Consider the following 16,981-nt stretch of genomic DNA (forward strand, 5'->3'; position numbering starts at 1 on the left):
AGCGTGAGACAAAAGTCCCACACTTGTTTGTTCAATTATAACAAATTAATGTTCAAATGATGCATAGATTGCTTTAATTTTTTCTTCTAGTTCTGAAACCGGCACTTCAAATGATTCACCTGTACGTCTATTCTTAACTTCTACAATTTCATCAGCTGCCTGTTTACCCACAACGATTCGAACTGGCACTCCGATTAAATCAGCATCGTTAAATTTAACGCCCGCACGTTCATTACGATCATCATATAATACTTCAAAGTCTCGTTTATAGGCATCATATAATTGATCAGCAAGTTCACGTTGTGTGTCTTGTTTCGCATTTGCAGTAATGATATGAATCTCAAATGGCGTTATTGACGTTGGCCAGATGATACCTTTGTCATCATGATGTTGCTCAATAACTGCTGATAATGTACGAGATACACCGATACCATAGCAACCCATGATCATCGGTTCTGCTCTACCTTGATCATTTAAGAATGTTGCATTCATTGACTCAGAATATTTCGTACCTAGTTTGAATACTTGTCCAACTTCAATACCTTCAGCAAACTTAATCGGTCCACTGCCATCAGCAGCCATCTCACCTTCTAAAATAAACCTGAAGTCATCGAATGCTTTAACATTAAAGTCACGTCCAAGGTTTGCATTAACATAGTGATAGTCCGTTTCATTCGCACCAACCGATAAATTATTTAAATCCTGAACACTATTATCTGCATAAATCTCAATCTTTTCTACACCAACTGGTCCAAGAGAACCTGGTGTAGCACCTAAAATCGCTTGAATTTCTTCATCTGTAGCCATTTCAACTGTTTCAGTACCAAAATATGATTTTACTTTTACATCATTTAATTCATGGTGTCCACGAATTAAGAACATGATAAACTGATCATCAACTTTTACGATCATTGATTTTACAATTTCATCTAAGCGTTTACCCAATAAATCTGCTAATTGCTGTGCTGTTTTAACACCTGGTGTATGTACCTTTTCTAACGCTTTTTCTTCTGTATGTGCTACATTTGGTACATATTTCACTTCAGCTTTTTCGATGTTCGCTGCATAGTCACTTTCATCAGTATAGCAAATTGTATCTTCACCAATTTCAGCTAAAGCCATAAATTCATGCGTATGACTACCACCAATCGCACCACTATCTGCTATAACCGGACGGAAATTAAGATTCACACGAGAGAAAATTCTTGAATATGCATCATACATATCCTGATATGTCTCATCAAGACTCTCTTCTGTTGCATGGAAACTGTACGCATCTTTCATAATAAATTCACGACCACGCAACAATCCGAAACGTGGACGCTTTTCATCACGGAATTTATTTTGAATCTGGAATAACGTAACCGGTAATTTCTTATATGATTTTAATTCATCACGTACTAAAGACGTGATGATTTCCTCATGTGTTGGTCCAAGTGCAAATTCACGGCCATGACGATCTGTCATACGCATGAGCTCTGCACCATAACTCTGCCAGCGACCAGATTCTGACCATAATTCAGAAGGCTGTAATGCAGGCATTAATATTTCTACACCATCAATCGCTTCCATCTCTTCGCGAACGATTGCTTCAATCTTATTTAGTACACGTTTAGCAATCGGCAGGTAACTATAAACCCCACTTGCTACTTGCTTTATCATACCTGCTTTTAGTAATAGCTGATGACTTTTTGAATCAGCATCATTTGGTACTTCTCTTAATGTTGGAATGAACATTTTACTCTGTTTCATAGCTGCCTCCTTGAATTTCGATAATATATATATCATATAATAAATTGATTAATTGTTAAACAAAAATATAAGTTAACATAATATAAATACTGTTGTTTAATAAATTTAACTGTACTAAATAATAATAAAAAAATCCGACCGAAGTCGGATCATCATTATTTTAAGAAATATCTTGAAATGTCATTCCATGTTACCATGATCATGACAAAGAATACGAATATCGCACCAGCTGCGACAATATACATTTCTGCTTTTTTATTGACGGGTTTTCTAAAAATCGCTTCATAAATCACAAATAAAATTCTACCACCATCAAGCGCTGGTATTGGTAATAAATTCATAATCCCTAAGTTGACTGAAAGCATTGCAGTATAACCAATCAACGTTTCAAGACCCATACTGGCAACTTTTTCAGTATTCTTATATATACCGACAGGACCATTCAGCATATCAAATGAGAATGTACCATTGAAAATAGAGGCAAACATTATTCCAAGTAGGGTGAAAATCTTTGTAGCACCATCAATCGTCATCGTGATACCGTATTGTAACTTATCTAAGAAACTACCACCAAATTCTGGGCCAAATCCAATAATATAACGGTCTAAACTTTTCCCTTTACTTACTTCCTGTTTCATCAGTTTCGGTTTTAAGTTAAATGTCTTTTCCTGACCATCACGATCAACGATTAACTTAATGGTTTTTCCACCATTTTGATCAAGATAGTTTCTTATTTGATTGAAACTTGTTACTTTTTCACCATTTAACTGCTTTATCGTATCACCTTTTTTAAGCCCCACTTCTTGTGCTGGACTATCTTTAGCAACACCACTAATCGTTGTTGTCGGTGCCCCTACCATAAACGCAAGTGCTAAAAACAACACAAAAGCTAAAATAAAGTTAAACAATGGTCCTGCAAAAAGTGCCAGGAATTTTGGCCAAGGTTTCTTATTCTTAAATTGGCGTTCTAGAGGCGCAATCTGAATTAAATCTCCTTCACGTACAAAGTACGCTTCATGTGCCACATTATATCTCACTTGTTCATTTGTGTATTGATTGATACCTTCAATAAATAATCGATCTTCAAAATCGGAGTCAGTTACTTCAAGCTGTTCAATCTGTTGAAACTGGTGCTGATCATCTAATAAAATATGAGTTACTTCTCCAGCTTCATTACGTTTAATGTTAACTGTCATGCCTTCTGTTAACGGATTTTGTTCCATTCCGCTTCCTGCCATCATGACATACCCACCTACTGGCAAAAGTCTAATCGTATATAACGTTTCATCTTTTTTGTAAGAAAATATTTTTGGTCCCATACCAATTGCAAATTCTGGACACATGATCCCTGCTCTCTTTGCAAAGAGTAGATGTCCATATTCATGCACGGTTACGAGCAAACCAAATATTATAATAAAAGCAATAATCCCCATATTACACCTCGTAATTCCTTGTTTTATAGTCTGCGTCTACTGCTAAAATTGTATCTAAATCTGGATTTTCTGTCACGATATGTGCATCCATTTCACGCTCAATGATTGTTTCTATATCTAAAAATGATATTTTTCCATCCAGGAACAGTTGAACTGCTACTTCATTTACTGCATTCATCACAACAGGTAAAGTCCCACCTACTTCGATTGCACGATATGCAAGTGCCAGACATTTATAGCGTTCTAAATCCATTTTTTTGAAATCAAGCGTGCCAACTTGTGCTAAATCTAGTCGTTCGGCATTACGCGGTTTGCGATCTGGATAGCTGAATGCATACAGAATCGGCATACGCATATCTGGTGTCCCTAGTTGCGCAATAACACTTGTATCGTTAAATTCAACCATAGAATGTATAATACTTTGCTTATGTAATATTGTTTCAATCTTGTCGATTGGCAGGTCAAATAACCATTTTGCTTCGATAACCTCTAAGCCCTTATTCATCATCGTCGCACTATCTATCGTTATTTTCTTACCCATTGACCAGTTGGGATGATTTAATGCATCTTCAAGCGTCACATCTTTTAACTGTTCACGCGTCTTATCTCTAAAAGAACCACCACTTGCGGTTATGATCAGTTTTTCAATATTTTTATGATTTTCACCGTTTAGACATTGAAATATTGCTGAATGCTCAGAATCTACAGGTAATATGTTTACGCCTTTTTCTCTAGCACGCTGCATAACAATCTCTCCAGCAACAACAAGCGTTTCTTTGTTAGCGAGGGCAATATCAATGCCGTTATCAATGGCGTGTAATGTAGGCTTTAACCCTACACTACCTAAAATAGAATTGAGTAATATATCATTTTTTTCATAACCTGCAACCTTTAATAAACCTTCATCTCCAAATACAACTTCAGTCTGTTTTCCTTTTAAATTAAGTTTATTTAAATCAGATTCGTTTTGAATACAGCAAATATCCGGTTCAAATTCATCGATAATGTTCTGTGCAACTTCTACTGATTTACCAACTGCAAAACTTACGAGTTTAAAGCTATCCGAATGCTCACGAATGATGTCTAATCCTTGCATTCCAACAGAGCCACTTGCTCCTAATATTCCTATATGTTTCATGACTTCACCTTATTCTAAAATATATTAGTTTAATTCTATCATAAAATAAATTGAACACCTACTTTGGACTTAAAAAAAGAAAAACACGTAGCATTTATATCTACGTGTTTGTTACTGAAAATTAATAAGAAATATATTCATCAATGGTAATACAAAGATAAATGAATCAAATCGGTCTAATATTCCACCATGTCCAGGTAATAAGTTTCCAGAGTCTTTCACATCAAAATGTCGCTTTAATGCAGATTCCACTAAATCACCTAACTGGCCGAACATACTGAATAACCAAGTTACGAGTATTAATGGCATGATAGAAAGTGGCATATCGTAGTTTAAGCTGAAGATTATTGCAATGATCGTACTACATGCAATACCGCCGACAAAACCTTCAATTGTTTTGTTTGGACTAATCTCCGGCCATAATTTATATTTACCAAATAATCTTCCAAAAATATATGCGCCAGTATCTGTGACCCAGACAACTAATAATGCATATAATATAAAGACTAATCCATTCTCTGCTGCGCGTGTTTCATAAAAATACATAAAGCCAATACCGATATAGGCAACTGCCAGCATACAAAAAGCAGCATCAACAAAGTTAAAACGGTTTTTAGACATCACGGTATAGCTCAGCATAATTAAACTCATTATTGTCAAGAATGGTACTTGGTAATCTAAGGAAACAAGATCACTTTTTTGCGGAGACATAATTAAACATAAAGCTACTACACTAAATATACCAGGCAATGAATAGAGCTTAATATTTTTCATATTTAATACTTCTTTTAATGCAACAATTGCTAATAAATATGCCATTATCAGTAATGGTAACTGGCCATATATAACAACAGGTAAGAAAATTGCCATAGCAATGATTGCTGTTATTGTTCTCGTTTTCATTATTTACTCCTTATAATCCACCGAAACGTCTATGTCGGCTATGGTATTCTTCTATACAACGATCCAGTGCTTCTGCATCGAAATCAGGCCATAAAGTGTCTTCAAATACAAATTCACTATATGAGGATTGCCAGATTAAAAAGTTACTTAATCGTTCTTCTCCAGATGTTCTAATCAATAACTCAGGATCAGGTATATCTTTTGTAAATAAATAATCTGCAAAAGTTTCTTCATTAATTTCACTTAAATCAATCTGGTTATCTTTATATCGTTCAGCAATTAACTGTACTGCAGATACAATTTCTTTACGTCCACCGTAGTTTAAAGCAAAGACTAATGTTAAACCACTATTATTTTTCGTTTTTTCTTTTGCTTCAAGTACTGCTTTACGCGTATGTTCAGGAAGCTGATCGATAAAGCCGATTGTTTCTACTTTTACATTTTTCTCAATCAGTTCCGGTAAAAATGTTGAAAGAAAATCACCTGGTAATTTCATTAGATAATTTACTTCATCTTTAGGTCGTGACCAGTTTTCAGTAGAAAAAGCATATAGTGTTAAATAATTAACACCTATATCACTTGCGTGTCTCGTTATTGCTTTAACAGTCTGCATCCCTTCATAATGCCCTTTAATTCGTGGCATATTGCGCTGTTTTGCCCATCTTCCGTTACCATCCATAATAATTGCAATATGCCTTGGAACGGCTTCTGCAGATACTTGTGTTTGTTTATTATTCTCATCTATATTTCTTTTTTTATTATTTCTTTTAAAGAAAGGAATCATGATGTCCTCCAAATTCAAAACATTATTAATATATTCTATCATAAATATACCAGAGTGACATGGATATACAGAAAAAAGGACAAAAAAAGACTGAGATAAAGTTACAATTATCTCAGCCCAATTATAAAAGATTAAACTTCTAAAATACTGCTTTCTTTTTCAGCAGTTAAAGCATCAATCTTTTTAATGTGATTATCTGTTTCAGTTTGCACATCATCAGTAAATGATTTTAAATCATCTTCTGTTAATTCACCGTTCTTTTCAGCTTTCTTTAAAGCATCATTTGCATCACGACGAATATTTCGGACTGCAACTTTAGCATTTTCAGCTTCTTTTTTCGCTTCTTTAACTAATTCTTTACGGCGTTCTTCAGTTAATGCAGGTACTGTAATACGGATTACGTTTCCATCTGAAGTAGGATTAACACCTAAATTTGCCATATTAATTGCTTTTAAAATATCATCGATTGAAGTTTTATCATATGGCGTTACAAGTAACATTCTTGGTTCAGGTACAGAAATACCAGCTAATTGTTGAACTGGTGTATCAGCACCATAATAATTTACAGATACGCGTTCTAATAAATTTGCATTTGCGTGACCTGCACGAATACCAGCAAATTCACGAACTAGGCTTTCAATACTTTTTTCCATTTTAGACTTTAAGTCATTGATTATTTCAGTCGTCATTTTGAATCTCCTTTTATATCATTGATAATTTAATTATACCAAATTATTTCGTAATCGTCGTACCAATTTCTTCTCCCATAATTGCACGTTTAATATTACCGTCTTCCATAATAGAGAATACAACTAAAGGAATATCATTATCCATACAGAATGAGCTTGCAGTTGAATCCATTACTTGTAATCCTTCCTGCAACATTTGGATATATGTTAACTTTTCATATTTAACAGCATTAGGGTCTACTTTAGGATCTGCAGAATATACACCATCTACATTATTTTTACCCATAAGAATGACATCAGCTTCCATTTCAGCTGCACGTAACGCTGCTGTTGTATCTGTTGAGAAGTAAGGATTACCAATACCTGCTGCAAATATTACAACACGGCCTTTTTCTAAATGACGAATCGCACGACGTCTAATATACGGCTCAGCAACTTGTTTCATTTCGATTGATGTTAACACGCGAGTATCACAGTCTAATTGTTCTAATGAATCCTGCAGGGCTAAAGAATTCATTACAGTTGCAAGCATACCCATGTAGTCAGCTGTACCTCTGTCCATACCTAAGTCACTACCTGTTTTACCGCGCCAGATGTTACCTCCGCCAACGATAACTGCAACTTCACAATCCATTTTAGCAACTTCTGCTACTTGCTCAGCAATACTTTTTATAACGAAAGGATTGATACCAAAACCAGTTTCTCCAGCAAGTGCTTCCCCACTTAATTTTAATACGACACGTTTGTATTTAGATAATTCTTTCATTTTATTAACTCCGCCCTCTCAATGATATTAATGCTCATTTTCATACTTTATTAACTCAAAAAACTGCATTAATTTAAATTCTATTATACACAAAACTATAAGTATTATACCAATAATTAAATATGAATGAAAAGAAAATCAGAATAAACCTTACATTTATTCAATATGTATAAAAAAAGACACCGAAGTGTCTTTAATTCATATTATTTACCCATTTGTCCCATTACTTCATCAGCAAAGTTATCTTGACGCTTCTCGATACCTTCTCCAACTTCATAACGTACGAATGATTTTAAAGTGCCACCTTTAGATTTTAAGAATTCAGCAACTGTTTGATCTGGATTCTTAACGAATGGTTGGTCAACTGCACAAATTTCTTCTAAATATTTACGTAGACGACCTTCAACCATTTTTTCTACGATATTTTCAGGTTTACCTTCATTTAAAGCTTGTTGTTTTAATACGTTCTTTTCGTGTTCTAATTCTTCAGCAGAAACTTGTTCACGAGATACGAATTTAGGGTTTAAAGCAGCAATATGCATCGCAACGTCTTTAGCAGCTTCAGCGTCAGTTGAGTTTTCAACTAAAGCTAATACACCGATACGTCCACCCATGTGTAAGTATTCACCGAATGTATCTGCATCTGTTTTAGATACTAATACGAAACGACGTAAAGTTAATTTTTCACCGATTGTAGAAATAGCTTCATTCATTTTAACTTCAACTGTTTTACCAGCTTCGATTTCAGAAGCCATTAAAGCATCTAAATCTGCAGGTTTTGTTGCTAAAATATGATCAGCGATTTCTTTAACTAAAGCTTGGAAGCCTTCATTACGTGCAACGAAGTCAGTCTCAGAGTTTAATTCTAATAATACTGCATCGTTTCCTTTAGAAGCTACATAAGTAGTACCTTCTGCTGCGATACGGTCAGCTTTCTTAGCTGCTTTAGCAATACCTTTTTCACGTAAGTAATCAACAGCTGCGTCGATATCTCCGTTTGTTTCAGTTAATGCTTTTTTGCAGTCCATCATACCTGCGCCTGTTCTTTCACGTAATTGTTTAACTAATTGTGCTGTAATAGCCATTATATAATACCTCCAAAGAATTTGTGTTTTTACAATATAATAATACTAAACTCAAGCGAAAAACGCTAAAGTAAAGTGTTAATTCTTAAAAAAAGTGATAAATGTTATACACTTATCACCTTCATTTTAAAACTTATGCTTCTGTAGTTTCTGTTGCTTCTGCAGCAGGCTCTTCAGCAGTTTCAGTTAAATCGATATTTTGTTCAGCAGCTACTTCTTCATTAGAAACGCCTTGACGTCCTTCTAAGATAGCATCTGCCATTTTACCAGTTAATAATTTAACGGCACGGATTGCGTCATCATTTGCTGGGATAACATAATCGATTTCGTCTGGATCACAGTTTGTATCAACGATACCAACGATAGGAATGTGTAATTTTTTAGCTTCAGCAATCGCATTACGCTCTTTACGAGGGTCAACTACGAATAATGCTGCAGGCATTGATTTCATTTCACGAATTCCGCCTAAGAATTTGATTAAACGATCATATTCTTTTTTAAGTTCAACAACTTCTTTTTTAGGAAGTACGTCGAAAGTACCGTTTTCTTCCATTTTTTCAATTTCAGAAATACGTTTAACACGTTTGTTGATTGTTTTGTAGTTCGTTAAAGTTCCACCTAACCAACGTTCGTTGATAAAGAATTGACCTGAACGAATTGCTTCGTCTTTAATTGCATCTTGTGCTTGCTTTTTAGTACCTACGAATAATACAGTACCGCCTTCTTCAGATACAGATTTCATAAAGTTGTATGCTTCTTCAACTTTTTTAACTGTTTTTTGTAAGTCGATAATGTAGATTCCGTTTCTTTCTGTGAAGATATATTTCTTCATTTTTGGGTTCCAGCGACGTGTTTGGTGACCAAAGTGTACACCAGCTTCTAACAATTGTTTCATTGAGATTACTGCCATTTTAATTTCCTCCTAATTGGTTTTATTCCTCCACTACAGGCAACTTTGGAAACAACGTACGTTGCACCATCCAAAATATTCATCTATAGTGTGTGAATTTGGCTTTTTTCAAGCCATATGTAAATATATCATAAAAAAACACGTTCATCAATACTTTAAATGTAAAATAGTGATGAAACGTGTACCTTTTTTATTTTAATGCGCATTTGCTAATTCTTCTAAGAACTTTTCTTTCTTAATTTTAATAAATGTACCTTTCATTCCTAATGAACGAGATTCAATAACACCCGCAGATTCTAATTTTCTTAATGCGTTAACAATCACTGAACGTGTGATACCCACACGATCAGCTACTTTAGAAGCTACAAGTAATCCTTCGTTAGCACCAAGTTCTTCAAAGATATGTTCAATTGCTTCTTTTTCTGAATATGAAAGTGAGCTGATTGCCATATTGATCGCTGCTTTATCGCGGGCAATTTTTTCAATGTCCGCATGCTTTTCTCTTAAAATTTCCATACCAACCACTGTTGCAGCATATTCTCCTAATACAAGATCATTTTCATCATAATCTTTGTCTACTCGGCCAAGCACTAAAGTACCTAAACGTGTACCGCCACCCTTAATAGGTATAACGACTGTATTTGAATTTTTAAATAGCTCCTCATTTTCAGGTGGGAAAACCGTTAATTTATTATCTAATGTAATATTGCTTTTTGTAGCATCAACTTCTAGTAATAAATCAACGTATTCTTTTGGAAATTGGCGTTCTTCAAGCATTTTAATGATACGTTCATTTTTTAAAAGTTCATTAACACCAAATCCTAATAATTTACCGCGACGAGATAAGATGAATACATTGGACTGCATCGTCGAACCTAATTGATCGGCCATCTCTTTAAAATCAACTGCTAAACCTTTATGTTCTTGTAGTAACTGATTGATTTCACGCGTTCTTTTTAATAATGACATAATGATTCTCCTTTAAAATATATTTTATATTTAGATTAATGATTTAATCTTTTTAATTAAGAATTCTTATAAAATAAATTCACTTAAATCTTTATTTTTAGCGATTGTTCCAAGCTTAGACTCAACATATTGCGCAGTGATCTCAACCGTTGCATGCGGCATATCAGGCGCTTCATATGATAAATCTTCAAGCATTTTTTCTAATATCGTATGCAAACGACGCGCTCCGATATTATCCGTTTCCTGATTGACATCATATGCAATTTGAGCAAGCTTTTCTATTGCTTCATCTGTAAAGTTGATTGTTACATGTTCTGTTTGCATTAAACTTTCATATTGTTTTAAAAGTGATGTTTTCGGTTCTTTTAATATTTTAATAAAGTCCTCTACAGAAAGCTTTTCTAATTCTACACGAATCGGAAAACGACCTTGAAGTTCAGGAATTAAGTCACTTGGCTTAGAAACATGGAATGCGCCTGCACCAATAAATAAAATATGTTCAGTGTTAACCGCACCATATTTCGTCTGAACAACACTACCTTCTACGATCGGTAAAATGTCACGTTGCACACCTTGACGGGAAACATCTGCGCCTTGATTACTACCAGCAATTTTATCGATTTCATCTATAAAGACAATTCCCATCGTTTCTACGAGTTGAATCGCTTCATCCTGTACAGACTCTTCGTCAATCAATTTCGTTGCTTCTTCATCGATAAGAATTTCACGGGCACGTGATACAGGTAATGTACGTTCTACTTTTTTCTTTGGCATCATCTGACTGAACATATCCTGCATGTTGTCCTGCATGCCGTTCATTCCAAACATACCCAAACCCTTCATTTCCTGTTCTACTTTAATCTTTACGGTCTCATCTTCTAATTGACCTGCCAAAAGTCTTTCTCTAATATCTTTTCGTTTAAGTTTTACACTTTCATCAGGTACATCTTCAACTTCTTCTTCCTGTTGCATCGTTTGATTAAACAACATTTCAAAAGGATTTGAAGATTGCTTTTCTTTTTTCTTCATTGCTGGTGCTAATAATTTTATAAGACGTTCTGTTGCATTCTTTTCCGCTTCAGTGCGTACTTCATTTTTCATTCTGTTTTTAATTAATCGTACACCGTTTTCAGTTAAGTCACGAATCATACTTTCAACATCACGACCTACATACCCAACTTCTGTATACTTTGTTGCTTCTACTTTGACAAACGGCGCACCTACTAGTGTCGCCATGCGACGTGCAATTTCAGTTTTACCCACTCCAGTAGGACCAATCATAAGGATATTTTTCGGTATGATTTCTTTTTGCATGGTTTCATCTAAAGCCATTCGACGATATCGATTGCGTAAACTGATCGCAACTTTTCTTTTAGCATCTGCTTGTCCTATAATATGTTCATCAAGACTTGCAACAATTGCTTTCGGTGTTAAATTATTTTTATCCAAGTTTAACCCTCCACTATAATTCTTCAACGATAATATTATGGTTTGTAAACACACAAATATCAGCAGCAGTTTCAAGAGAAGCCAGTGCAATTTCTTTTGCACTTAAATGACTGGCATGTTTTTTCAATGCGCGTCCAGCGCTAAGTGCATAATTACCGCCAGAACCGATTGCGATAATATCGTCATCTGGTTGTATCACTTCACCCGTTCCACTAACAACAAGTAACTCATTTTTATTCATCACGATTAACATTGCTTCCAGTTGACGTAACATTTTATCGCCACGCCATTCTTTAGCAAGTTCCACTGCTGCACGTGATAAATTGCCATTATATTCATGTAATTTCATTTCAAACTTTTCAAACAATGTAAATGCATCTGCTACACTACCTGCAAAACCGGCAACAACTTCATCATTAAATAGCCTTCTCACTTTGCGTGCAGTTTGTTTCATGATAACTTGCTGACCTAGTGTGACTTGTCCATCACCACTCATGGCACATTGACCATTATGACGAATTGCAAATATCGTTGTAGCATGTAATTGGTTATTCAAAATATCAGCTCCTTAAGCTCTAGGATGTGCATTTAAATAAGATTTTCTAAGATGTTCTTTTGTGACATGTGTATACTTACCAGTTGTAGATAAGTTAACATGACCGAGTAAATCCTGCACCGTTCGTAAATCTGCACCGTTATTTAATAAATGAGTGGCAAATGTATGTCTCAATTTATGTGGATGTATTTCATTCGGTCCAGATGCTCTCTTTACGATTTGGTCTAAGACATAACGAACGCCCCTTTCAGTTAGTGGGGCATTTCTGTTATTTATCAATAAATAATCATGATCAATTTTTCGGGTTTCTCTCAATGCAAGATAATCTTCAATAGCACTTTGTGCAAATGCACCATATGGCACTATTCTTTCTTTGTTCCCTTTTCCACGAACTTTTAGCATCATCATTTGCTGATCTAGATCCGTAAGTTTAAGATTCGTTAATTCTGCAGCCCGTATACCGGTTGCATAAAGTAATTCCAAAATTACTTTATCACGCGTATATAAAGGTTTCGATGTATCGATCGCTTCAAATAATTGCGCCATCTCTTCTTCATAAAAAAATTTAGGTAAATATTTTTCTTGTTTTGGATGAACGAGCTGATTGAAAGGATTAACTTTTTCTGAATCCTGATATAAATATTTATAAAATGACCTTAATGATGAGATATGTCTGGAAACAGTCGTTCTTTTAAGTCCACTGTTATACATGTGGACTAAATAATTTCTCGCATCTCGATACTCAAAAATTGATAGCGTTAAACATTCTTTTTGTAAAAAGATTAAAAAATTCTGTAAATCATTTTCATAGGCAGCAATCGTATGCTCTGAAAAGTTGCGTTCTTGTTCTAAATATTTAAGAAATGCTTTAACTTCAGTGTTTATCATACTTTCACCCCTATTTATCTGAATTGTAACACAATTCATTTTTATTTTGAAATGATTTCTATTAATAAATTAAAGTGTTACTTTAAAATGTTCTAAAGTAGTTAACGCACGATCAGCAAGTGCTTCATAACGCTCTTTTTTATCCTTAATACGTGTATCTAAATTAGGTAGCAGTCCAAAGTTGGCATTCATCGGCTGAAAGTTTTTACTGTTCGTATGCGTAATGTAATATGCCATTGAACCGATTACTGTTTTTTCAGGAAATAAAACAGGCGCTGCACCACTAATATGCTTAGCCATATTTATACCTGCAACTAATCCACTCGCTGCTGATTCCACGTATCCTTCAACACCAGTCATCTGGCCAGCTAAAAATAAATCATCGTTTCCTTTGAATTGATATGTCTGCTGTAAGTTAGTCGGTGAATTAATAAATGTGTTACGATGCATAACACCATATCTGACTACTTCCACATTTTCTAAACCTGGAATTAACTTTAATATTTCTTTTTGTGCACCCCATTTAAGATGTGTCTGGAAACCTACTATATTATACAAAGTTCCGGCAGCATCATCCTGACGTAATTGAACAACTGCATATGGTCGTTTTCCCGTTTTAGGATCTTCTAACCCAACAGGTTTCATTGGTCCGAATAATAAAGTTTTTCGACCGCGTTTAGCCATCTCTTCAAAAGGCATACAACCTTCGAAATAAATTTCTTTTTCAAATTCTTTTAATGGAACAACTTCTGCTTCAAGTAATGCATCATAGAATCGATTAAATTCTTCTTCTGTCATCGGACAATTTAAATAAGCAGCTTCACCTTTGTCGTAACGTGACTTTAAATAAACTTTTTCCATATTAATTGAATCCTTTTCAATGATAGGAGCAGCCGCATCATAAAAATAAAGATGTTCTTGTCCAGTTAAGCGTTGGATATCTTTACTCAAACTTTCTGTCGTTAAAGGACCGGTTGCAATAATTGTTGGACCGTCAGGTACACTTGTTATTTCTTCATTGATCACTTCAATATTCGGATGATTTTTTAAAGTGTCCGTAATATATCCACTGAATTCATGTCGATCAACAGCTAATGCACCTCCTGCTGGAACTGAAGCATTATCAGCAGCTTTAATAACTAATGAATCCAATCGTCTCATTTCTTCTTTTAATACACCCACTGCATTTGTAAGTGCATTGCCTCGTAATGAATTAGAACATACTAACTCTGCAAATTTATCTGTATGATGTGCCGGAGTCTGTTTGACTGGGCGCATTTCATATAATTTAACTTTCACGTCTCGTTTTGCTAATTGATATGCAGCTTCAGAACCTGCTAAACCTGCACCAATGATATTTACTGTCTTCATTTTATTCCTCCTCTAAGTCCTACCCGATTGTAATATATTTTCACATTTTTAAAAAGAGATTTATCTGAATTTATTATAAATTTGTCTAATTCTTAATAGAAAATTTACAAAGACAAAAAAATGTGCACATCTGTATATTTGATGTGCACATTTTTTTATTGTGCTTTCTCGTCGTAATCACAATTTGTACATACGACTTGCGTTTGTTTGCCTTTTTTACGTTCTACAAGTTGAGTCTCACATTTTGGACATTTACGTGCGATTGGTTTATCCCATGATAAATAATCACATTCAGGGAAGTTACTGCAACCATAAAAGATTCTATTCTTCTTCGATTTACGTTCAACGACTTCACCATCGTTACATTTAGGACATGGTACGCCGATTGTTTTGACAATCGCTTTCGTGTTACGACAATCAGGAAAGTTTGAACATGCCATAAATTTTCCGTATCTACCCATTTTATAAACCATAGGGGAACCACATTTTTCGCAATCTTCACCCGCTGGTTCATCTTTAATTTCAATTTTTTCCATTTCTTGTTCTGCACGATCAACATGTGTTTTAAAGTCACCATAGAATGTTGAAATAACCTTTTTCCATTCTATTTCTCCGTTCGCAACTCTATCAAGAAGCGTTTCCATGTTTACTGTAAAATCAATATCAATAATCTCTGGAAAATATTCTTTTACAGATTCATGAACGATTTGTCCGAGTTCTGTCGGATAGAATTTTTTCTGATCAACTTTAACATAGTTACGTTTTTGAATCGTATCAATCGTCGGTGCATATGTAGATGGTCGACCGATTCCTTTTTCTTCTAAAGTTTTAACAAGACGTGCTTCAGTATACCGTGGCGGTGGCTGAGTAAAATGTTGATTTTCTTCAATATTTACTGCTTTTACTTTATCGCCGACATTCAGTTCGGGTAATCTGTTTTCGCCTTCCTCTTTATCTTCATCATTACCTTCAACGTATACACTCATAAACCCTTTAAATTTAATCGTCTGACCATTCGCACGGAATTTAATATTATCCTGAACAAGATCGACACTTACAGTATCAATAACAGCAGGTGCCATTTGAGACGCCATAAAACGTTCCCAGATTAATTTATATAGTCGAAGCTGGTCACGAGATAAATATGCTTTCATTTCAGTCGGTGTTCGAAGTGCTGAAGTTGGACGTACTGCTTCGTGAGCATCTTGAGCACCACCTTTAGCGCTCGCTTTACGTTTTGATAAATATTCTTTACCAAATTTTTCTTCAATATAGCTTGCAGCTTCAGTTTTTGCTGTATCAGAGATACGTGTTGAATCGGTACGCATATACGTTATTAAACCAACAGTTCCTTGCTTCTTAAGATCTATACCTTCGTATAATTGTTGCGCCAACATCATCGTTTTACGCGCTTTAAAGTTGAGTTTACGTGCAGCTTCCTGTTGTAAAGAACTCGTTGTAAAAGGCAAAGCAGGATTTCTCAGTTTTTCTTTCTTAGTAACATCCATTACCTCAAACATATCCGTCTTTAGCTGACTAACAATCGCTTTAACATCTTTATCATTCGTTAATTTTTTCGGTTTGTTTGATTCATGCAAAAACTTTGCTTTAAATTCTTTATTTTTAAATGAAAATAATCCATCAATTGTCCAGTATTCCTCAGGTTTAAATGCATTAATCTCTTCCTCACGATCGATGATGAGTTTTAATGCAACAGATTGAACGCGACCAGCAGATAGACCTTTCTTAACTTTTTTCCATAATACAGGCGAGATATTATAACCAACAAGACGGTCTAATACACGTCGCGCTTGTTGGGCATCAACTAATTCATGCTTAATCTCACGTGGATTTTTAAAGCTTTCTTTAACAGCATCTTTTGTTATCTCATTAAATACAACGCGAGATTTTGCTGATTGATCTATATCTAAAATATGTGCTAAATGCCAGGCAATCGCTTCCCCTTCGCGGTCCGGGTCACTTGCGAGATAAACGTTCTTCGCTTTTTTCGCATGTTTTTTCAAATCCTGTACAACAGGACCCTTACCGCGTATCGTGATATATCTTGGTTCAAAATTGTTTTCAGTATCCACACCCATTTGACTTCTAGGTAAATCCCTAACATGTCCCATCGATGCAACAACTTTAAATTTTTTTCCTAAATATTTCTCAATGGTTTTTGCTTTTGCAGGCGATTCTACAATGACGAGATTCTCTGCCATTTTGATATCCCCCTTTTGTTTTAAAACTGTTTTGCTTTTCAATGATAAATAATATACGTTTCATTT

At 34.8% G+C, this 16,981-nt stretch carries 15 protein-coding genes; all 15 read right to left on the reverse strand.

Features of this window, described 5'->3' with window-relative positions:
* Positions 1 to 45: 45 nt before the first annotated feature.
* Positions 46 to 1,752, reverse strand: coding sequence for a proline--tRNA ligase (locus BFS35_RS03730; RefSeq protein WP_099577720.1), 1,707 nt, complete (start codon positions 1,750 to 1,752; stop codon positions 46 to 48).
* 155 nt (positions 1,753 to 1,907) lie between these two features.
* A complete protein-coding gene (rseP, locus tag BFS35_RS03735) occupies positions 1,908 to 3,185 on the reverse strand; it encodes an RIP metalloprotease RseP (RefSeq protein WP_099577718.1) in 1,278 nt (425 codons plus the stop codon).
* A 1-nt stretch (position 3,186) separates the two neighbouring features.
* Entirely contained in the window at positions 3,187 to 4,323 is a 1,137-nt protein-coding gene (locus BFS35_RS03740; RefSeq protein ID WP_099577716.1) for a 1-deoxy-D-xylulose-5-phosphate reductoisomerase, read from the reverse strand.
* Positions 4,324 to 4,434: 111 nt separating this feature from the next.
* Complete coding sequence (locus BFS35_RS03745; RefSeq protein ID WP_099577715.1) at positions 4,435 to 5,226, reverse strand: phosphatidate cytidylyltransferase; 792 nt, start codon at positions 5,224 to 5,226, stop codon at positions 4,435 to 4,437.
* 10 nt (positions 5,227 to 5,236) lie between these two features.
* Complete coding sequence (locus BFS35_RS03750; RefSeq protein WP_407943222.1) at positions 5,237 to 5,971, reverse strand: isoprenyl transferase; 735 nt, start codon at positions 5,969 to 5,971, stop codon at positions 5,237 to 5,239.
* A 170-nt stretch (positions 5,972 to 6,141) separates the two neighbouring features.
* Positions 6,142 to 6,699 (reverse strand): ribosome recycling factor, encoded by a 558-nt coding sequence (gene frr / locus BFS35_RS03755; RefSeq protein WP_099577711.1) that lies wholly within the window; start codon positions 6,697 to 6,699, stop codon positions 6,142 to 6,144.
* 43 nt (positions 6,700 to 6,742) lie between these two features.
* Positions 6,743 to 7,465, reverse strand: a complete 723-nt coding sequence (pyrH, locus tag BFS35_RS03760) for a UMP kinase (protein WP_096076714.1) — start codon at positions 7,463 to 7,465, stop codon at positions 6,743 to 6,745.
* A gap of 203 nt (positions 7,466 to 7,668) precedes the next feature.
* Positions 7,669 to 8,550, reverse strand: coding sequence for a translation elongation factor Ts (tsf, locus tag BFS35_RS03765; protein ID WP_099577709.1), 882 nt, complete (start codon positions 8,548 to 8,550; stop codon positions 7,669 to 7,671).
* Between the two features lie 133 nt (positions 8,551 to 8,683).
* The gene (rpsB, locus tag BFS35_RS03770; RefSeq protein ID WP_099577707.1) at positions 8,684 to 9,460 is read right to left on the reverse strand and encodes a 30S ribosomal protein S2; all 777 of its coding nucleotides are present in this window, start codon (positions 9,458 to 9,460) and stop codon (positions 8,684 to 8,686) included.
* Between the two features lie 195 nt (positions 9,461 to 9,655).
* A complete protein-coding gene (gene codY / locus BFS35_RS03775; RefSeq protein WP_099577705.1) occupies positions 9,656 to 10,429 on the reverse strand; it encodes a GTP-sensing pleiotropic transcriptional regulator CodY in 774 nt (257 codons plus the stop codon).
* Between the two features lie 66 nt (positions 10,430 to 10,495).
* A complete protein-coding gene (gene hslU, locus BFS35_RS03780; RefSeq protein ID WP_099577704.1) occupies positions 10,496 to 11,878 on the reverse strand; it encodes an ATP-dependent protease ATPase subunit HslU in 1,383 nt (460 codons plus the stop codon).
* 13 nt (positions 11,879 to 11,891) lie between these two features.
* Entirely contained in the window at positions 11,892 to 12,437 is a 546-nt protein-coding gene (hslV, locus tag BFS35_RS03785; protein WP_170137300.1) for an ATP-dependent protease subunit HslV, read from the reverse strand.
* Positions 12,438 to 12,446: 9 nt separating this feature from the next.
* A complete protein-coding gene (xerC, locus tag BFS35_RS03790) occupies positions 12,447 to 13,322 on the reverse strand; it encodes a tyrosine recombinase XerC (protein WP_170137293.1) in 876 nt (291 codons plus the stop codon).
* A gap of 69 nt (positions 13,323 to 13,391) precedes the next feature.
* Positions 13,392 to 14,693 (reverse strand): FADH(2)-oxidizing methylenetetrahydrofolate--tRNA-(uracil(54)-C(5))-methyltransferase TrmFO, encoded by a 1,302-nt coding sequence (gene trmFO, locus BFS35_RS03795; protein ID WP_099577700.1) that lies wholly within the window; start codon positions 14,691 to 14,693, stop codon positions 13,392 to 13,394.
* 155 nt (positions 14,694 to 14,848) lie between these two features.
* Positions 14,849 to 16,921, reverse strand: a complete 2,073-nt coding sequence (gene topA / locus BFS35_RS03800; protein ID WP_205757144.1) for a type I DNA topoisomerase — start codon at positions 16,919 to 16,921, stop codon at positions 14,849 to 14,851.
* Positions 16,922 to 16,981: the final 60 nt, after the last annotated feature.

It is taken from the genome of Macrococcoides goetzii, from assembly GCF_002742385.2.
GTDB classification, from domain to species: Bacteria; Bacillota; Bacilli; order Staphylococcales; family Staphylococcaceae; genus Macrococcoides; species Macrococcoides goetzii.